The organism is Peribacillus aracenensis, from assembly GCF_025175645.1.
GTDB classification, from domain to species: domain Bacteria; phylum Bacillota; class Bacilli; order Bacillales; family DSM-1321; genus Peribacillus; species Peribacillus aracenensis.
Map to the genome: position 1 here is coordinate 1 of NZ_JANZMJ010000017.1, position 18,883 is coordinate 18,883.

Annotated in this window: 17 protein-coding genes and 1 pseudogene; 11 read left to right on the top strand and 7 right to left on the bottom strand. The window is 42.8% G+C overall.

The genetic code is table 11. From position 1 onward, the window contains the following. Nucleotides 1-262, bottom strand: a pseudogene (locus N0M92_RS16915) (DUF1641 domain-containing protein); the annotation flags it as partial. A 318-nt stretch (nt 263-580) separates the two neighbouring features. On the opposite strand from N0M92_RS16915, the gene N0M92_RS16920 reads away from it, so the two are divergent. From N0M92_RS16920 to N0M92_RS16930, 3 genes are all read left to right on the top strand, one after another. Then, entirely contained in the window at nt 581-763 is a 183-nt protein-coding gene (locus N0M92_RS16920; protein ID WP_260286906.1) for a hypothetical protein, read from the top strand. 455 nt (nt 764-1,218) lie between these two features. After that, a complete protein-coding gene (locus N0M92_RS16925) occupies nt 1,219-3,258 on the top strand; it encodes a hydantoinase/oxoprolinase family protein (RefSeq protein WP_260286907.1) in 2,040 nt (679 codons plus the stop codon). A 16-nt stretch (nt 3,259-3,274) separates the two neighbouring features. Continuing rightward, on the top strand, nt 3,275-5,257 hold the full coding sequence (locus N0M92_RS16930; RefSeq protein WP_260286908.1) for a hydantoinase B/oxoprolinase family protein: 1,983 nt from the start codon (nt 3,275-3,277) through the stop codon (nt 5,255-5,257). 150 nt (nt 5,258-5,407) lie between these two features. Here N0M92_RS16930 and N0M92_RS16935 read toward each other — a convergent pair whose 3' ends face one another. Then, nucleotides 5,408-5,992 carry a DJ-1/PfpI family protein gene (locus tag N0M92_RS16935; RefSeq protein WP_260286910.1) on the bottom strand — a complete coding sequence of 195 codons (585 nt, stop codon included), beginning with the start codon at nt 5,990-5,992 and terminating at the stop codon, nt 5,408-5,410. A gap of 149 nt (nt 5,993-6,141) precedes the next feature. Between N0M92_RS16935 and N0M92_RS16940 the strand changes: the two genes are divergently transcribed. After that, complete coding sequence (locus N0M92_RS16940) at nt 6,142-6,573, top strand: Lrp/AsnC family transcriptional regulator (protein ID WP_260286911.1); 432 nt, start codon at nt 6,142-6,144, stop codon at nt 6,571-6,573. Nucleotides 6,574-6,666: 93 nt separating this feature from the next. Continuing rightward, nucleotides 6,667-7,494, top strand: coding sequence for an STAS domain-containing protein (locus N0M92_RS16945; RefSeq protein WP_260286912.1), 828 nt, complete (start codon nt 6,667-6,669; stop codon nt 7,492-7,494). A gap of 254 nt (nt 7,495-7,748) precedes the next feature. On the opposite strand, the gene N0M92_RS16950 is transcribed toward N0M92_RS16945, so the two are convergent. Then, nucleotides 7,749-8,273: a GNAT family N-acetyltransferase gene (locus N0M92_RS16950; RefSeq protein ID WP_260286913.1), complete on the bottom strand. Its 525-nt coding sequence runs from the start codon at nt 8,271-8,273 to the stop codon at nt 7,749-7,751. Between the two features lie 157 nt (nt 8,274-8,430). Here N0M92_RS16950 and N0M92_RS16955 point away from each other — a divergent pair, with 157 nt between their 5' ends. From N0M92_RS16955 to N0M92_RS16965, 3 genes are all read left to right on the top strand, one after another. Then, the gene (locus N0M92_RS16955; RefSeq protein ID WP_141994063.1) at nt 8,431-8,577 is read left to right on the top strand and encodes a hypothetical protein; all 147 of its coding nucleotides are present in this window, start codon (nt 8,431-8,433) and stop codon (nt 8,575-8,577) included. A 115-nt stretch (nt 8,578-8,692) separates the two neighbouring features. Continuing rightward, a complete protein-coding gene (locus N0M92_RS16960) occupies nt 8,693-9,658 on the top strand; it encodes a quinone oxidoreductase family protein (protein WP_260287015.1) in 966 nt (321 codons plus the stop codon). 267 nt (nt 9,659-9,925) lie between these two features. Then, complete coding sequence (locus tag N0M92_RS16965; RefSeq protein ID WP_260286914.1) at nt 9,926-10,060, top strand: hypothetical protein; 135 nt, start codon at nt 9,926-9,928, stop codon at nt 10,058-10,060. On the opposite strand, the gene N0M92_RS16970 is transcribed toward N0M92_RS16965, so the two are convergent. Then, a complete protein-coding gene (locus tag N0M92_RS16970) occupies nt 10,057-11,448 on the bottom strand; it encodes a hypothetical protein (protein WP_260286915.1) in 1,392 nt (463 codons plus the stop codon). The two genes, N0M92_RS16965 and N0M92_RS16970, sit on opposite strands and share 4 nt — an antisense overlap. A 202-nt stretch (nt 11,449-11,650) precedes the next feature. Between N0M92_RS16970 and N0M92_RS16975 the strand changes: the two genes are divergently transcribed. Beyond that, on the top strand, nt 11,651-13,453 hold the full coding sequence (locus N0M92_RS16975) for a hypothetical protein (protein WP_260286916.1): 1,803 nt from the start codon (nt 11,651-11,653) through the stop codon (nt 13,451-13,453). A gap of 61 nt (nt 13,454-13,514) precedes the next feature. Here N0M92_RS16975 and N0M92_RS16980 read toward each other — a convergent pair whose 3' ends face one another. Beyond that, nucleotides 13,515-14,207, bottom strand: coding sequence for an FHA domain-containing protein (locus N0M92_RS16980; protein ID WP_260286917.1), 693 nt, complete (start codon nt 14,205-14,207; stop codon nt 13,515-13,517). A 983-nt stretch (nt 14,208-15,190) separates the two neighbouring features. Further along, nucleotides 15,191-15,631, bottom strand: a complete 441-nt coding sequence (locus N0M92_RS16985; RefSeq protein ID WP_260286919.1) for a CoxG family protein — start codon at nt 15,629-15,631, stop codon at nt 15,191-15,193. 540 nt (nt 15,632-16,171) lie between these two features. On the opposite strand from N0M92_RS16985, the gene N0M92_RS16990 reads away from it, so the two are divergent. After that, entirely contained in the window at nt 16,172-17,629 is a 1,458-nt protein-coding gene (locus tag N0M92_RS16990) for a protein adenylyltransferase SelO (RefSeq protein ID WP_260286920.1), read from the top strand. Nucleotides 17,630-17,714: 85 nt separating this feature from the next. Here N0M92_RS16990 and N0M92_RS16995 read toward each other — a convergent pair whose 3' ends face one another. Next, nucleotides 17,715-18,146 (bottom strand): MarR family winged helix-turn-helix transcriptional regulator, encoded by a 432-nt coding sequence (locus N0M92_RS16995; RefSeq protein ID WP_260286921.1) that lies wholly within the window; start codon nt 18,144-18,146, stop codon nt 17,715-17,717. 117 nt (nt 18,147-18,263) lie between these two features. Here N0M92_RS16995 and N0M92_RS17000 point away from each other — a divergent pair, with 117 nt between their 5' ends. Then, the gene (locus N0M92_RS17000; protein ID WP_260286922.1) at nt 18,264-18,851 is read left to right on the top strand and encodes an NAD(P)H-dependent oxidoreductase; all 588 of its coding nucleotides are present in this window, start codon (nt 18,264-18,266) and stop codon (nt 18,849-18,851) included. The last annotated feature ends 32 nt before the right edge of the window (nt 18,852-18,883 follow it).

An 18,883-nucleotide genomic window follows, 5' to 3' on the forward strand; every position in this document is an offset into this window, starting at 1 on the left:
TCACTGAATCGACTACAGGTGTCGCGATCTCCGAAATGGCGCTGACCGTATCGTTTTTCAAAACATCATCAGTCGCAACCGATTGAGCGAAATCATAAGACTTTGTTAAAATATTCACTAACTCAGTTAGTTTTGGTAACTGCTCAACTAAAGTGTTCAATGATTCCTGAACCTCAGGGTTTAATAATTGGTCCAGTACATCTAATTGTTTTTGGCTGGCATTAAGTTGTTCAGTTTGTGATTGGGTAATCGTTTCTGACATATCCAATTCTCCTTTGCAATAAGCATTTTGTTGATGTAAATAGAAAAACTTGTAAAATATTACACAATGTGCGGCAAGAAAAAATACTAACAAAAATGTAATAAAAGCTAAACTATAGTATATCCCTTTAGTTCCATGAAAACAGCTGATTTTTAAAAAAAGATTCATAAAATAAACTTTTCTCGCTTATTTAAGTACAGATTCTGCTGGAATATTCCATTCTTTACCTAAAATGAACTTCGAGAGTGTCTATCATTATCGCCTGTCATACATATTTCCATCTTGATTTGCCATCCTAAATGATGGAGGTGAAATAATGTGACGGATTCAGAATCTAAACTTACAGAAGTGAATGATGATAAGAAGCTTCATAAACTGGTTGGCAGTATGGAATATACTAAAGCACAACTATCGGAAGGCATGAATGGAATTTCTGAAGTTTACCTAAAAACAGTGAGGAAGGCACATCGGAAGCACCTGATAAATAATCATGTTGCGTAAGCATAGGGGAACAGTTATGGTTCCTTTATTTCACTTATTTGTAAACTTCTTAGCCTTGTAAGTTGTTTGAGTATTCTAAAAAATAACCTTGACTTTATGGTGGATTGACGTAAGATAAAGTATATAGCCATAGTGAAAAGGTAGTTTATATAGCAAATACTACTCTGCCATCGCCTTAAATGGACTTGGTGATTTAAAGATGAATTCTATAAATAACTGTCGAATCTAATAGACTTCGCCGCCCAGCGAAGCTAAACCTAGATCAAAAACCAGTTATATCAATGATTTCTTATTGATATGACTGGTTTTTTTTATTTCATCATGTTCCTTTTTTCGGCTAAGAAAATCCAGCGGCTGACACTCATTCACACAGTTCCATTAAGTGGTGAATGGGTACGAAGCAATGTCAAAAGGTATGAATTTTTTTAAAATCTTGTAGCAGGGGTGGGAATGAAATGATAGGTACGAAGCAAACTAGGCTCGCAATTGATGTAGGAGGAACATTTACGGATGTGTTCGTTTTTGATGAAAGCACGAAGGAAATTTCCATCACGAAAACGTCGTCGACTCCTCAGAATCCAGAAATCGGCATTTTGGATGGAATTGCAAAGGCGGAAATAGATTGTGAAAATATTAAAGTGTTTTCCCATGGTACAACAGTGGGCACCAATGCCTTGATTGAAAGGAAATTGCCAAAGACAGCATTGATCACATCCGCTGGTTTTCGGGATGTATCGGAAATCCGCCGAGGAACCAAGCTTGAGTTATGGGATACATATGATGATGTAGCCAAACCGTATATACAAAGAAGAGACCGTTTTGAAGTGGAAGAGCGCATTGATTTTGCAGGGAATGTCTTGACGGATATCAATGAAGAGGAAGTACGGGCACTGGCAAGGAAATTAAAAAGACGCGGTACCGAATCCATTGCGGTTTGCTTCATGAACTCGTATGTAAATGGAAGCAATGAGGCGAAAGTGAAACGAATCATCCAGGAGGAACTCCCGGACGTCTATATATGCATTTCAAGTGAAGTCCTTCCTGAGATTTTTGAGCATGAGCGCATGAGTACGACGATCGTCAATGCGGTTTTAGGACCGACTGTCAGCAACTATATTAAAACCCTTGAAGGTGAAATGAATAAACGGGGGTATGAAGATGATATATTAGTGCTTCACTCCGGCGGAGGGGTAATGACATCCCAAACCGTACCCCGTTATGCGGCAAGGCTCGCAAGTTCCGGAATCGCTGCAGGTGCGATTGCCAGTAAACATATCGCCCAGCTTTGCGGGTTCAATAATGCCATTGGGCTGGATATGGGAGGAACGAGCACCGATATTTCCCTGATGCATGAAGGTGATTTGCGGATTACTAAAGATTGGTATATCGAGTATGGATATCCGATCGGTTTCCCAAGTATCGAAATCTTGACGATAGGAGCAGGAGGAGGAAGCTTGGCTTGGGTGGATGAAGGCGGTTCTTTACGCAATGGCCCTCAAAGTGCAGGCGCGGTACCTGGACCTGCTTGCTATAGCAGGGGTGGCGTGGAACCGACCAATTCCGATGCCAATATTGTATTGGGACGACTTGGCACAAAACTATTGGATGGGCAAATGGAACTTGATAAACAAAAAGCGATTGAAGTCGTGGATAAGATCGCCAAGAAATTCGATTATACGATTGAAGAAGCGGCGAATGCCATCACACGGGTGGCCAATGCCAATATGTGTGATGCGCTAAGGCTGATTTCAGTCAGGAGGGGATACGATCCCCGCGACTTTGCACTTGTGGCTTTCGGAGGCGCTGGACCCTTGCATGGAGCGTACCTCGCCAAGGAAATGGAAATCCCGACTGTCATCATCCCGCCGCATCCGGGTGTTGCCGCTGCAATGGGATGCCTGTTGGTCGATGTTCGTCATGATATATCCAAAACCTATGTCAAGAATGTCAGGGATGTATCGTTAATGGATTTAGAGAGGGAATTCATCGGAATGGAAAAAGAGGCCGCGGAGTTATTGCAAGAAGAAGGGGTCGCTAAGGAAGCTTCCACATTGGTGCGCTATATTGACATGAGGTATATGGGACAGTGGCGTTCATTGGCGATAGAAGTCGATTGCCCGATTTCTTCATTGGAAGAGACCCTTGACCGTTTCCATCAAGAGCATGAACGGGAATTTTCTTTTTCCGATAAAGAACAGACCGTGGAAATCTACGGGCTTCTCGTTACGGCTATCGGAACTGTGCCAAAACCTGAATTCCCGACTTATGAACCAGGGGGCACACTTGCTGATGCCTTGAAGGAAACGCGTGATGTCTATTTCGAAGAGGAAGGGTATGTGAATACGAACGTGTATAACCGGGAACTCATTCCGGCCTTTTCTGAAATCCCGGGGCCTGCCATAGTGGATCAGCTTGATACAACGACTGTCATTCCGCCAAATTTCACGGCAAAAGTTGATAAATACAGAAACTTGATTCTTTCCCAAAATAAATAAAAAGAGGTGGATTTCATTGTCGAATAAACAGTTAATTGACCAATCTGGCGTTGGAACAGGTTTAGATCCGGTGACATTTGAAGTGATTAAAAATGGCTTCGTTAACCTTGTAGATCAGATGGCTGAACAAATCCTTCGGACATGCTATTCCTTCGTCATTTATAATCGGGATTTCAGTTGTGCGCTTTGTGATGCAGAAGGAAATACAGTCATGCAAGGGACGCAGGATATATCGGTCCACGTAGGAACACTGCATCTAACGGCAAAAGCGGTGCTCGAGGACTTCGGGGGGGATATCCATCCCGGGGACGTATTCTTGGTCAATGACCCGTATCGGGGCGGTACTCATTTCAATGATACACGGGTTCTCTTGCCAGTCTTTCATGAGGACAAGCTGATTGCGTTCATGCAGACGAATGGCCACTGGGCCGACATGGGCGGCTCGACACCTGGCTCCTTCGATATCAATGCCAAGGAACATTTCGGCGAGGGAGTGAGGATTCCGCCGCTAAGGATATATAGTAAAGGAATATTTTTAAAAGATGTGGTCAATGTGCTCGTTTCGAACATGCGCGTCCCTGAGGAACGTGTCGGCGATCTTCGTGCTCAAGTGGAAGCGGCCAAGGTAGGCGAGCGCCAGTTGTTTGCCATCATCGAGAAGTATGGAATCGATACGACTTTGTCTGCCTTTGCGGAAGTGCAGAATTATGTGGAGCGCTTGGCAAGGGCCAAGGTTGCGGCTTTACCGAATGGAACCTGGGAGACTGTTGATTATATTGATATGGACCCGGAAGCCGGAGACGGCCTGATTCCGATCAGGGTTAAGATGACCATCACGGATGACGAGATCCATTATGATCTTTCTGGTTCACATTCTTATATCGGCTGCTTTTTGAATGCCGGTTTCGGGGCATCTTTATCAGCAGCTTACTCGGGAACCAAGACATTTTTTCCTGAAATCCCTCTGAACTCCGGCTTTTACAGAGTGGTGAAGATTGAACTTCCGGAAAACTCCGTCGTCAATGCCCCGGCACCGATTGCCGTAACCGGTTTTTGTTCAGGGGCCTATGAAAAAATCATGAGTGCGTGCTTCGAACTCTGGTCCAATATCATGCCGGAAAGAGCGATTGCATGCTCATTTAACCTGGAGTATTTACTTATCGGCGGTTGGGATCAACGCCAAGAGCAAGATAAATACTTCATGTGGTATGACTGGATGGCCGGCGGTCATGGAGGACGCTATGACCGGGACGGTGTGAATGCCACTTCGCCGACATTCGGTTTGGGCCTCAGTGTACAGCCTTGCGAAGGGCAAGAAAGATTGTCACCCGTCGTGACGATGAAGCATGAAATCATCACCGACTCTGCCGGGCCGGGGAAATACCGCGGCGGGTGCGGTGTAGAAAAGGGCGGTACACTCACGAATGTCAAAAACACCGTCATGTCCTATTGCTGTGACCGTTCCCGTTCAATAACATGGGGGATCTTTGGAGGGCTTCCTTCTTCCCCGCATGGAGCATGGCTGAATCCGGGCAAAGAGGACGAACGCTATTTAGGTGCGATTTTTTCAAATGTGAAGGTGCAGCAAGGAGATTCCTTTGTACGCCCATCCGCTGGGGGCGGGGGACTGGGAGATCCGCTTGAAAGAAATCCCGAAGATGTCTTGGAAGATGTGATCGATGAATATGTTTCAATTGAGCGAGCCAAAAAAGACTATGGAGTCGTGATCAAGGAAATCGATAAAGACCTCGATTTATTCGAAATAGATGTTGAAGCAACGGAACAAGCTAGGTCGTTTATCAGGAACAACCGTAAACAATGGCTTGAGGAAAACGTACAAAAAGTCGAAGATAAATTCGCCAATGGCGAGCTGGATAGTCTGGATGTCATTCGCCAGTATGGTGTCATCATCGATTATGCAACGAATAAAGTCCTGCCAGAATCAACAAAACAGTTCCGTGAATCCATGAAAACCCGTTCATTGGCTTATTGGAAGTAACGTGAAAAAGGGTTCCGAATTCATTCGGGACCCTTGATTGTAGATGAGCTCAAAAACGAGTTTGCCTGCAGTTTTTCTCTTTGAAAAAAGTTTCAGTTGATTTCGGGTATCCGCTCCCTTTCCGCCGAGCGCCTGAAGCGGAAGACAACCTTAATGGAAGCCCATCAATTCCTTCACATGTTTACAATTATCTTTGGAAGTGAGCATTTCCAAGAGCGTAAAGGCAACATCGAATGCAGTGGAAGGATTGTAGGATGTAATGATATTATCCGTGACGACAATCGGTTCATTAACGACAATCGCCCCAAAATCTTTTAGCTGCCCTTGTCTCATACTGGTTGGATGGTTGTATGTAGTGGCTTTTCTTCCATTCAATATCCCGCTTTTTCCTAGTGGGAGAGAACCTACACAAATGGTTGCTATGATTTTGTTCTTATCATGAAAATGCTTGATCACATCAAGAAACCTTTGATCATAGGCATCCTCATAGAAACCGGCTTCTTCAAATCCTCCTGGAATGGCCAAAGCATCGTAGTCATCAAGGTTCACTTGATCGAGGGTCAATTCGGGCTGCACGATGAAATTCCATGTGCATTTCAATTGTTCATGAAGTCCCACCGTAACCAGGTCAGTCGTACCATCACCCTCTAATTTATTCCAGCCCAATACATCTGTAAACACACTTGCTTCTACCGCTTCGAATCCATTGGATAACAGCATCAATACTTTTTTCATCGTGAATCCCCCTTATTTATATTTGTGTTTATTATATAAAAAGCGAATTCCCTAATACATACGATAAATTATGTAATCATTTCATTTCTATTTATTTTATAATGTATTTAGGTAAATTCTATTAACAATAAAAAGTGGGTGTGATTGAATTGGATCGAACGGATAAAAAGATACTTTCCTTGCTGGAGAATAATGGGCGCATGTCCATGAAGGAACTGGCACATGAAGTTTCTTTAACGGCTCCAGCAACGAAGGAACGGGTGAATAAATTAGAGGAAAGCGGAGTGATAAAAGGATATAAAACGGAAATATCACTTGAAAAACTTGATAGGCGCATAACGGCATTCATATTATTCGAAACGGATAGATGCAAAGACTTTTATCAATTTAGCTTGAACCATCCGGAAGTGCTGGAATGCCACCGGTTAGCCGGTCAATACAGTTATTTGATTAAAATAAGTACATTTTCGATGGAAACGCTGGAAGACTTCGTCGATGAAGCCATTAAATATGGGAAGTCGTCCACCCATTTAATATTTTCTTCCGCATCGAAAAATATTTTTTCCGGAGATGTTTTTTAATATAGGAGCAATTAGCAGGAAAAAACTCCACCCATCTAGAAAGTAAATAGTAACAAAAATCACAGTTGGAGTTCAAAAAGGGAGTGGGGAAGAGTGAGTTTTGTTTATGAGGAAGAAAAGATAATGGAATTCCTTTTGCAGAATAAAAGTGAATTTGAAGAATATCTTTTATCAGAAGCTGTCAATGTCAGGGATAAAATTGAAGAAATTCTGCTGATTGGAAATGTCGACCTTTTGAATAATGCCCATAAGCTCATCCGTTATATAGTGGAACAGAATGAAACGGATATGATTGCATTTGCCGAACAAGAGGGAGTTACGTGGGCAACCCACTCTTTGACGCTTTCGTTCAAGCTGGAATGGATTCAGGCCATCCGCAGAACGCTTTGGACATTTCTTTATAAATACGAAAGTGCAAAAGTAGTCTTCAGTGAATCCAAAACCTTTTTTGAATTAGAGAAAAAAGTGAATGAAAAGGTTGATGTATTTCTTAAATCCTTTTTCGTCAGCTACTCCGATTACAAAGACAAATTGATTCTTGCTCAGCAAAACTTGGTGGAAAATCTATCCGTCCCGATCATTCCAGTCACTTCCACTACCTGCGTCCTTCCGTTAATTGGGACAATCGATAATACACGTATACAGATAATCGAGGAAAAAGTATTGCAGGAGATAGGTGAACGGCGGATACAGACCTTGATCTTGGATTTATCCGGTATCATTGAAATGGAAGTTGAAATCATTAATGATTTATTGAAAATCCTCGATGGAACGGCAATGATGGGGTGTAAAGCTGTAGTGACCGGATTACGCCCAGAAGTGGTAACGAAAATGATCCGTTCAGGGGTCCAAATCGAGAATAGAGCTGAAACAAAGGGGACGCTGCAGCAGGCCTTGAAGGACTATCTTGAAGTCACCTAAAATCGTGAAGTGGGAGTCGCCATGTGTTTTGGTGACTTTCTTTTGTAGGTAGTTTGGAATATAAAGGAAGTTTATTTACGGCTTTATCTTATTCATATGAGTAAATGGAATGGGGAAAGGATGCACCGAACAGAACTGAATCTTGGTTCCAGAAAGCCGCCCCTTTACGCCGACTGGCTGCCAAGCCCTCATCAAAGCAAGCATCTAGAGGGTCTTGGCTAACCAGTCATTCGGCAGGGGTGCCACAAATTTCTTCACTTCAGCAAGGAATACACATATGTATCATGAGGGATACCGTTTTGGTAAATATAACTCCTTAATATTCCTTCCTGGATGAAGCCCAGCTTAAGCAAGAGCTCACTTGATGGCTGGTTTTCCAGGAAAACGACCGCGCCGATGCGGGTTAAATCAAGGTCGTTGAAACCGTAAGCGATAATTTCTTTAAGAGCTTCTGACGCAAATCCTTTCCGCCAATGTGCTGGATGGATTTCATAACCGATTTCCGCCCGTCTGTATTTGGGACTATAAGCATGAAAACCGATGGTACCAATCAATTCCTGTGTGTCCTTTCTTTCAATTCCCCATCGGATGGCTCTTTTTTCAAGATAGTTTTTTGCAAAAGACGCAATGATATCCTTCGCCTGTTCGACATTTTCCAATGAATCCTGGCCATAAAAGCGGGTGACTTCATCTTTTGATAAGCATTGGAAAACCGCTTCCGCATCACTTTCACGAATTTCCCGAAAGCGTAACCTTTCCGTGTTCAATTCAGGAAACATGTTTATCCCTCCTCATCTATCCGTTTTACATCTATTCGTCTCCCGCGATGGTTTTTCCTTTATTATGAAGCGTCTATTTTGCCGGTATTTTCAGTGGTAATCGGACAAGCTAACATTAGTTCAACATAAATAGCTTTGAATGAAGGGGAGATAGATCATGGGAAAAAAACATCGTAACCGTACTGGTTCACCGAAAAAAAATAACCATATTCCGAAAGCGGACATCATTGCAGAACATGAAGCACATGGAAAAGAGTATTCTGCGAATAAACGAAAGAACGGCCCTGGTTCCAATACAGATTGAGTAAACTTAGTGACCGCTCTTGCCTTTAAGGGAGAGCGGTTATTTGTGTTTCTTGCCACCAAAGGATCTATCCTATATCTTAAAGAATGAAGAAGTATTGAAGGGAGTCAGGATGATGAAAGCACTTGTCTTTGATGATTTCGGCGGGCCCGAAGTTCTGTCTGTAAGGGAAATTGCAGAACCAGAACATTCAAGATCAGCCGTGATCGTACGAATGAAAGCAATCGGATTGAATTTTGCCGATGTATATAGAAGGAAAGGGAATTATCATTTGGTGGGTGATCCCCCATTCATTCTAGGGTATGAGGGGGCAGGGGTCATCAAATATGTCGGGGAAGAAGTCCATCATGTGAAAGCCGGTGATCGTGTCGGGTTCGCTGATGTTCCCCATGCCAATGCGGAGCTGGTTTCAGTTCCAGCTGATAAACTGTTACCTCTGCCTGAGGACATTTCCTTTGAAACGGCCGCATCCGTTTTACTTCAAGGATTGACTGCCCAATATTTAACCCATGACAGTCATCAAGTTAAAGCAGGTGAAACCATTCTGGTCCATGCCGCTGCTGGTGGAGTCGGTCAATTACTGACACAGATGATCAAGATGAAGGGCGGTCAGGTCATCGGCTTGACTTCAACAAATGATAAAGCGGCGGTTGCCAAACAAACAGGGGCGGCTCATGTTTTCCTTTACGGTTCGGACTGGGTGGATTCCATCAAGGCTGTAACAGGGGGGGAAGGCGTTGATGTCGTTTATGAATCAGTGGGCCAAACCTTGATGGATAGTTTCGAGGCGGCCAAGACTGGAGGAACGGTTGTATTTTTTGGAATGGCAGGCGGTGATCCAGAGAAAGTCGATCCAAGAATGTTAATGGATACATCGAAAGCATTAATAGGCGGAGACCTTTGGAACGTCCTGACTACCCATGAAGAACGGACAAGAAGAACAGCAGAGCTGTTCCAATGGATTCAGTCCGGGGAAATCCTCATCAAGGAACCGACTCTTTTCTCTTTGGAAAATGGGGCGGATGCACATAGACTTCTTGAAAGCCGGAAAAGTTCGGGGAAAATATTATTAATGCCATAACAAGTCATAAGGGCTTTCCATTCTAAATGGGGCCCATTTCTTTTACCCGTATAGCAGCCTGCCTAGATTCAACACCTTATTCATACTGATGTTCAAAACCTTTTTCAGTTCCTTTATATAGACCCATTCTTAGACCCTTAGAATAACTCCGGATAAATGCCCTTGCCCATGCAGGGGTCATGGCCTGCCTTCAAAAAAAACTGCTGCCCAAGTTCCCTTATCCACAAGGTCCATAGGCAATACACGAGTTCAGGGGAGAAATCCACAATGTGCCAATCACCAAACCCAATCGTCATTCTGCAATTCACAGTCGGCCTTCGTTACAAGCAAAAAAAGAGAACGGATCCGTTCTCTTGGAAAACAAATGACCTATTAAAAGGCTTAAACCGGGTGGTTTTTTAAGAGGAAAAGGGAAGAACGCCGAGACGCTCCTTTTGGATCGCAAAATAGGATTGGAGGGTTTCCTTTTTCTTAGTGAGAGGGAAGTTCCGGACAGCCGGGGCCACTGCATGATTGCCGAACTTAAGAAGCACGGTCAACAGCCTGTCCAACTGGTCATATGTATCGTTTCTAATGCGCGTCATATATTCGGCCGCGACCTGCTTATCAGCATCGGTACTTTTCCTTTTTCCTTCTGCCCGGAATTCTTCTGTCACTGTCTTTACACGGGAAATGAGCCATGTTTCGCACCAGTCGTTCAGCACATGGCAGATGAAGTCTGCTTGTTGGTACTTTTGGAGAATGGGTTTGATATGTTCAGCCATTTCCAAATCATTCACTTCCCGGCAGAGAGCTTTCTCGGAGATGTTTCTATGAAAATGATCGCGTTCAAGCAGGCTTTTGATGGATTCTGCCTGGTGGGCATACTTGACCATCTGTTCCAATGTTTCATTGTACATGATCTTGCTTAAATAAGCAGAGGCTTGTTTTGGGGCAAGAAGTAACTGCCCATTGGCAGGAATCGCCTGGCCAAATTTCTTAAGAGAATGAGAATAGACGAAACGGGCTAACTTCTGCAGTTCCTTTTGGATATCATTGGTGATGTTTGTCGTTTCCTGCAGAAATGAACGGAAAATATATTTGCCTACCCGTTCCAATTCCCTGCACACAGAATCATTGATATGCCCAAGGTAGCCAGAGTCAAAAATCGTTCTCCGCAACCATGTCCTTTCCGCCCTATTTTCCTTATACTGCTCCAACACGCCTTCGGTAAAGGTGAATACCAGAACTTCTTTCTTTGAAAAAGCCCTGCTTGCAAAAGAAATCGTCACTACATGGCCTAAAGCGTCATGGATGGCATCGACTGCATCCAACAAGCGCTTCCTTGTGAATGGCGAATTGGAATCAGGAACGATTTCATTATATTCGAATAGAACTTCTTCAGACTTCAAAACGGACATTCGGAAAGCGCCCATCAGCAGCAGCCGTTTTCCATGAATCGTTAAGGTTTTGAAAGCATCGCAATAAAAGAAACGGTATTTCTTGCAATAACGGTCCGTCTTCCTGTTATAGCCAAGATTACTTGCAGGACCAAGGTTAAACTTATATAAAATATCTTCACCTTGATGAACAGGCACAAACACTTTTTTTAGTGAACCTTGTGGTGCGGTGAATTTATTGATGATCTGCCTTAAGTATTTTTCTGTCGTTCCGACTCCTCGGGCCATCATATGAAACGGGCTCTGGATGACCCCGTCCCAATCACTGTGGAGCAAGGCGTACAAACACGTATCGAATTCAGTGGAAGATACATTCCTTAATAGGTATTGGTAAGTTTCTTCATAAATCATAAGGCTTCGCCCCCTTTGGCATCGATCCTATTCTAGAGTCTATATAAACATTAAATCGATAAAAGTAGCATCGTTGGAGCAAATAATATTGGTAGTTTTTTTTACGTTATTTCGATATATTAAAAAAATAGTAAAATAGTTGTACAAAAGTGATAAAATTGGTAAATGGAAACGTACATGACAAGGGGAGATTTTTAAAACCATGATAATTTCACTACTCGTTTTCATCTTGAAAGGAATTTTATTGAAAGTGCCAATTGCCATATTGGGGCTTTCCTTGATTCCGCAGAGATGGACAAACGCAATCGCCAAAAAGGAGATACCTTTTTTCATTGAACAGGTGTTGAGACTTTTAGTTTCTGCTGCCATACTTTTTTTCGTTATCGATATCATGTTGCTGGATCTCACTGCCGCTGCATTCTTTTCGAGTTTTGCCATTATACTTGGGCTCATTCTCATCATCGATTCAAGAATTTATGTGTACAGTGCCAGTGAATCTTCAAGCACCCGACGGAATCGGAGGGGAAATGAAGCAGCAAAGCAACCAAAAATACCTTGGAACGTACACTTCAACAGTTTGCTAGGTGTCGTTTTGATAGCTGCATGGGTCATCATGCTGTTTTACCCCATCACTTTTGCTGCTGATCTGCATGGATTGGCGAAAGTCGATAAGAAAAAAGAGCTGGAAGAAGTTCAAGATATAAAAACCATGCCGCTTGTTACAGTGAAAATGGCTGACGCAAAAGGCGATGCAGCGATTAATAAAATAGAAAATGCATCATATTTCACTGAAGGCGAATACCGTCTAACCAATATCAATGGTGAATTGGCTTATACATCGCCCATTGAAATGGATGGGTTTTTGAAAGCAGGGAAAGCGGAATACACACCAGGTTATAATCTGATTTCCGCCGTATCGACGGATAAAGGGGCAAGTACTGTCAAAGGGAAGATGCTGTATGCTCCCTCACAGTACCTCGATCATGATTTGGAAAGAACGATTCGCAAGGCCTATCCGAATAAAATCATCCATGATTCATATTTGGAACCGAACGAAGATGGAAAGCCTTTCTTCGTAGTTTCAGTCGGACATTATTTGAAATACCGCAGCGGTCCCGTAGTGGACGGGGTGGTATTGGTGAATCCGGAAACGGGGGACACGAAATACTATCCTAAAGGAAAAGAACCTAAATGGGTAGATCGGACATACACATTGGAAACAGCCCTCGAATATTGGACCTACTGGGGAAAATATATTCACGGGTGGAAGAACCAGTCCTTGATTGGACCGAAGAAAGATGTCCTGATTCCTAATGAGGATAATATGCAGGTTACGTTTAACGAAAAAGGCGAATTGATTTATGTAGTGGACTTCACCAGGGCTAAATCAAAAGGCAACTCCAAAACCCTTGTAGGTTATGGTGTTTTCAATGCCAAAACCGGTGAAATGACGTACTATAAAGGCGTCACGTCCGTTCTGACTGGTAAGGAGGCAAAATCCAACGCAAATGCGAGTGAGTTTTTGTCTAAATATCCAGGGTGGAAAGCCACTAATGGAATTTTCTATACGATTTACGGTGCTCCCACTTATGTGATTCCGGTTACAAAGGGCAGCAAGTTCCAAGGTGTGGCGATTGTGTACGCCAATAGCGATAATCCCCAAGTGGTCTTTGGTAAAACGAAAGACGAAGCTTTCCGCAATTATAAAAAACTGATTGCCTCTTTAGGGAAAGTCAGCGGTGTGACGCCTCAAAAAGGATTTGAGATGAAAGAAATAAAGGGGAAAGTTACAAGGATCAACGATGCCAATCTTTCAAATGGATACGTATTCTATTTAATTGTTGAAGGCAATGCCAAGAGATTCTCGGTGGACCCTGGAGTCAATGAGCTATCCGATGTTGTGTTGACGAATGTAGGGGACCGGGTTGTGCTGAAGGTGATGGATATGGAAGAAGACATCGTTCCAGTCGATCAATTCACGAATCTGGACTTACCGAAGAAATAAAAACATGAAAAAAAGCATTGTTATCAGCAATGCTTTTTTTCATGTCTTCGAATGATTGTCATTATAAGTCCGATAGATTGAATGAATGGATGGATTCCATATAATATCCTTTTTGAATGACGGCTTTTATTGCGAAGTGCCCATTTATCCGTTTCCGCACCCGGTACAGAAGTGAAGCGATTTCTTCTGCCGTCACAATTTGCTCGGGATCACCGACTCTCTCTGGCCATACTTGCTGGACAATCTCTTCCTTTGAAATTAGGTTGTCCAAATTTTCATAAAGTAGCTTAAAGCAATTGAATTCCTTTGTCGGCATTTTAATGGGTGCTTCTTCATTGATGATCACGGTCTGAAGGTGCTCATTGATAGTGACGGTTTGCTGGAACTCGGGGTTCACTGGAGTGAAATCCCTTGTTAAATCGTTGTCGATGGAAATCATGAATTCAATCAGTCCATTGATCAAAGTAATCGAATCCCCCGGTTCAATACGACAGGGATTGCCCGGTACGAGCGGCATCTGGTTCACCGAGGTACCGTGTTTGCTTGCCAAATCCTCAATGAAGAGCTGTCCCTCCTCCATATAAATCCGGCAATGTTCCCTGGAAACGAAGTCATTGTAAAGCCTGAAATCAGCTTTGGAGTGCTGGCTTGCACGGCCGATCAGCAAGCTTTTCCCTTCAAAAACATAAGCGAATTCCTCTGTTTGGCCTTTGTGCAAGGCTCTTAATACAACCTTGAAAGTTTTATAGATCATTCACTTCATACCCCTTAAAAAGTCTGAATATTTAAATTATTTTTATAGATTTATCATTTTGGCTACATGGCTGTTTAGCGGATTCAATTTTATAATTATAAATTATCAGTCGCTTACTTACTAACGAAAAATGAAAAAATGCAAATTAGGCACAAAGCCATTATAACAAAGTGGAATGAAGGATGAAGAAGAAACTCTATTTTTGCTGATGCTCGCTTTGACTGTGGGAGAAGTTCTTCCTCAAAGCCGGCCAGGCAGCATCGGAAGAAGTTTGCGATGGAAATGTACCTTACGCTTGTGGAAAAGGAGTTGACCAAAGGTGAGTATGTGGAGAGATAGGATAAATGCCTTCAGCATCCTGTTGATGATCATTAGTATGATAGTATATATTATTTTTCCCCAGCCCTTTACCCTCATTCTGTACTGTATATTTGGCATTGCCTTTATTAGCCTGACTTTACTGAATTAAGCATATATTGGATTGGAAGAGGGATATAGGAGACGAAGCGGACAGAAAAAGGTGGGGGGCATTCAGAAAACATGAATCCTCCACACGATTAGCAAGTTTCTGTTCACCTGTTTGAGAAAATCATAGATGATATAAAAAAGCCTGCCGAATCGATGGCAGGCTTTTTTTGATACAAAATGATTATATCCCTATATGTGGTTTGATGATGAAATTGTAACTATATAAAAAAGTAAAAAAAAATGAAGGGTAATCAAGTCTTCTTTAAAATCATGGTTCGGGATGGGAGTTACTCTTATTAGATACGTATGAGATTTTCATAAAAAAGTTTGACGATTTTTGTGATTCTTAGCCATTAAGGCGCCCGACTCTGGAATATTGAAAAAAAGAGGCCATCCTTTTTTGGACAGCCCCCTTCCGGTAATTATAAAATTTCTAGCAGAACTCCATAGCATTACATTGGTCACTTCAGAATGTTGCCCTCTATACTTCAGAGAAGGCATCTCCAAAATAAAAACTATGAGAATACTGCAATTTTACGTGCGATGGATTCTGTTAAACGAGATGCTACTTTTGGAACAGCCCATTTAATAATTGGTGTTAACACCGCACCAGATAATCCGCCTGCATGGACTTCCACCGTACAAGTCATTAGTGTTTTACCATTAACATCTTCTGCAGTAAAGTGACCGCTTCCTGTAAAATTATCTGATAAACCTTTCAGTTCAAACTTAATATTTGAAGGTTCATTCCATTCGGTAATATCTACCTGCGCTTGTATTGTTTTTTTAATACCTTTCACACTACCTTCAAATGTCCAAATAGATTGCTTGTCATTTATGATTTCATGTTCTTTATAGGCTGGTACTGCCGTTGCCCATTTTTCGAGATCACTGACATAATCCCAAACTGCTTGTACATCTACTGGAACTACTACAGCATGCGTTCCCGTTGCCATTATGATCCCCACCTTCACTATGTATGAATTGTAACTTTACATTACACAAAATAATTATTACATAAAAAGCATAAACTTACATCACTAAATATACATAGATTTCCTTCTTTTAATCCTAAAACCCCCTTTAGATAAACATCCAAAAGGGGGAAATGCCGTAACTTTTTTGAAAACTTCGTGACTTTATTTCAGATCTACACTTCATAGCTTAGTTGCCAATTATGAAACGAAAGGTTTTTTCATTTTTCGTTGAGATTAAACCTAGAGGTAAAGAAATAATCTTCATTTCGTTAAATGTTTGAAGGGGACGAGGTCTAAGGAACCGATGAGGGTGGCATTTTACCAATCGTTTTATAAAATCCCGGGGTGTCACGGATTTAACATAACTTTAAGAGAGCCATTTTTAGGCAGAAACGGTATAATAAATTGTTAGAAGTAGACATTAAAAAATGGACTGCAACCGAGTTTTATACCGTGTTTTAACTGAATCTTGAGAGAACGAACCTTTATACAAAAGTCAAAATAAGAAAAGGAGAAACCATGACTAATGAAACAGGATGGAATTTAGACAATAGCTATGCGCGTCTTCCGGAAAAGTTTTTCACGAGCACGAACCCGACTCCTGTACGTTCACCGGAGTTGGTCATTCTGAATGAACCTTTGGCGGATTCTCTTGGTTTGGACGTTCAAAAGCTACAAGGCGAAGATGGCGTGGCGGTGTTTGCCGGAAACGAGGTTCCTGAAGGTGCTTCGCCTCTTGCACAAGCATATGCCGGGCATCAATTCGGTCATTTTAACATGTTGGGGGACGGCCGGGCGATATTGCTTGGCGAGCAGGTGTTGCCAGAAGGAGAGAGGGTCGATATCCAGCTGAAGGGTCCAGGAAGAACGCCATACTCCCGCGGGGGAGATGGCCGGGCTGCACTTGGACCGATGCTCCGCGAATACATCATCAGCGAGGCGATGCATGGGCTTGGCATTCCTACCACCAGAAGTCTGGCAGTTGTGACGACAGGTGAAACGGTAATCCGTGAAACCGGGCTGCCTGGTGCCATCATGACCCGTGTGGCCTCGAGTCATCTTCGTGTTGGAACCTTTCAATTCGCTGCAAAATGGGGCACGCTCGAGGAACTCCGGACACTTGCCGACTATGCCATTAAGCGTCATTTTCCAGACATCGAAGCCGATGAAAGCCGTTATCTCTCGCTGCTGCAGGAAGTGGTCAAGCGTCAGGCTGAGCTCATCGCCCAATGGCAGCTGGTTGGCTTCATTCATGGGGTGATGAACACCGACAACATGACGATCAGCGGGGAAACCATCGATTATGGCCCTTGCGCCTTCATGGATGCCTATGACCCTGCAACGGTATTCAGTTCAATTGATAGACAAGGCCGCTATGCCTATGGCAACCAGCCGGTTATTGGGGGTTGGAATCTTGCGCGATTCGCTGAGTCCCTATTGCCGCTGTTGCATGATGACCAAGATCAGGCCGTTACACTGGCCCAAGATAAGATTTCTGTTTTTAATGATCTGTATCACGCTAATTGGATAGCGGGAATGAGGGCGAAGTTGGGAATATTCAACGAAGAGACTCAGGATGAAGCTCTTATTAATGGCATCCTCAGTATGATGAAGAAGCATGGTGCCGACTATACCAATACGTTCCGTGCTTTGACCTTTGATAAAGTGGAGGATACGGTCCTTTTCGGGGCACCGGAATTCGCTCAGTGGCAAGAGCTCTGGCAGGCGAGACTGGGCAGGCAGAAGGAATCGAAAGAAGCTTCGAATCAGTTGATGCAGAACAGCAATCCTGCAGTGATCCCGCGGAATCACCGGGTGGAAGAGGCGTTGGAAGCGGCAGTGGAACAAGGGGACTACAGCGTGATGGAACGGCTTTTGGCTGTTCTTGCAAATCCTTATGCACATTGCGAGGAACAAGCTGAATACGCCGCACTGCCTGAGTCAACAAAACCATACCGGACCTTTTGCGGTACCTGATGAAAAAATATGCATGGAGACTATGAAGGAGCTCCCGGGATTGAAGTTGATTCTTTGTCAACTTCATCCCGGGAGCCATTTTTGTTTATTTAGTAAAAAGTTTTGTTTGAAGAATATCCAGGGCACGGTCAATATCCGCTAAATCTTCCTTTGTTGCATGTTGCAGCCGGCTTTGGAAACGGGATTCCGCGATTGCAAAAGCCTCGTTCATCATCATTTCCCCCTCTTTGGAGAGGCGGATGTATTGTTTCCGTCTATCTTCCGAATCACTTATTTTTTCGATTAAATTCTTTTCACTTAATTTTTTCAGTTCACGGCTCGTGTTAGGCATGGAGATATGCTGGCAGTCACTGATTTCGCTTGGTGTGACTGGCTGACTGACTGTTATATATTCAAGAATTTTATATTGTACCGGCGTGATGGAATCGGATTTGGCGTTTTGGGTCAATTCGTGTGTCACTTGATGCACGGAAGTTGTAAATGTGACCATTTTTTCAAAAAGAGCTTTTTTGTCCATAACTTTCACCTCTCTTGTGAAGATATCAAAAGTGTTATCAAAATACAATTATCATTTGACAACAAAAAAGACACTGTTATATTATTGTTATCAAATGATAAGTAATGGGGGGACGTCATGAACGTGCTGGTCATCTACACATACCCAAATCAAAAAAGCTTAAGCCATGCTTTTTTAGAAAAAGTCATCAAAGGAAGTAAGGAGAACCCGAATATAAAGGGGCTGCAGGTATTGGATTTATATGAAGAAGGCTTTAATCCGCTCTTGGAGTTCAATGAGCATAAACGAAGGCGTGATATGCATCGTGATCCTCAGCTTGAAAAATATAGAAATCAAATTACCTGGGCCGACAAGATTGTCTTTGTCTATCCAATTTGGTGGGGGAGGCCTCCGGCAATGCTGATGGGGTACATTGATCAATTGTTTTCTGCGAATTTTGCCTACAGGGATAAAAAGGGATTGTTCCCGGAGGGTCTTCTAAAGGGAAAGTCGGTCGTATGTGTGTCCACGATGAAGGGACCGGCAAAGTATCCGCTTCTCTGGTTGAATGATGCGCATAAAATCTTGATGAAAAGAGCGTTATTCAATTTTGTCGGAATCAAAAAAGTGAAGTTTTTCGAATTCGGCAATATGGAAAGCCCAAAGGGGAAACAGACTCAAAAGCTAGAAAAGGTTTATCGGTATTTCAGAAAGGTGGCAAGCTAAGTTATTACGAGATAAAAAGAAGAACCCCATTC

What these genes read in the sequence shown, in the direction of transcription:
- N0M92_RS16925 (WP_260286907.1), top strand. Translation starts at nt 1,219, where the DNA reads ATGATAGGTACGAAGCAAACTAGGCTCGCAATTGATGTAGGAGGAACA.
- N0M92_RS16935 (WP_260286910.1), bottom strand. Translation starts at nt 5,992, where the DNA reads ATGAAAAAAGTATTGATGCTGTTATCCAATGGATTCGAAGCGGTAGAA.
- N0M92_RS16950 (WP_260286913.1), bottom strand. Translation starts at nt 8,273, where the DNA reads ATGTTTCCTGAATTGAACACGGAAAGGTTACGCTTTCGGGAAATTCGT.
- N0M92_RS16955 (WP_141994063.1), top strand. Translation starts at nt 8,431, where the DNA reads ATGGGAAAAAAACATCGTAACCGTACTGGTTCACCGAAAAAAAATAAC.
- N0M92_RS16960 (WP_260287015.1), top strand. Translation starts at nt 8,693, where the DNA reads ATGAAAGCACTTGTCTTTGATGATTTCGGCGGGCCCGAAGTTCTGTCT.
- N0M92_RS16965 (WP_260286914.1), top strand. Translation starts at nt 9,926, where the DNA reads ATGTGCCAATCACCAAACCCAATCGTCATTCTGCAATTCACAGTCGGC.
- N0M92_RS16970 (WP_260286915.1), bottom strand. Translation starts at nt 11,448, where the DNA reads ATGATTTATGAAGAAACTTACCAATACCTATTAAGGAATGTATCTTCC.
- N0M92_RS16975 (WP_260286916.1), top strand. Translation starts at nt 11,651, where the DNA reads ATGATAATTTCACTACTCGTTTTCATCTTGAAAGGAATTTTATTGAAA.
- N0M92_RS16980 (WP_260286917.1), bottom strand. Translation starts at nt 14,207, where the DNA reads ATGATCTATAAAACTTTCAAGGTTGTATTAAGAGCCTTGCACAAAGGC.
- N0M92_RS16985 (WP_260286919.1), bottom strand. Translation starts at nt 15,631, where the DNA reads ATGGCAACGGGAACGCATGCTGTAGTAGTTCCAGTAGATGTACAAGCA.
- N0M92_RS16990 (WP_260286920.1), top strand. Translation starts at nt 16,172, where the DNA reads ATGACTAATGAAACAGGATGGAATTTAGACAATAGCTATGCGCGTCTT.
- N0M92_RS16995 (WP_260286921.1), bottom strand. Translation starts at nt 18,146, where the DNA reads ATGGACAAAAAAGCTCTTTTTGAAAAAATGGTCACATTTACAACTTCC.
- N0M92_RS17000 (WP_260286922.1), top strand. Translation starts at nt 18,264, where the DNA reads ATGAACGTGCTGGTCATCTACACATACCCAAATCAAAAAAGCTTAAGC.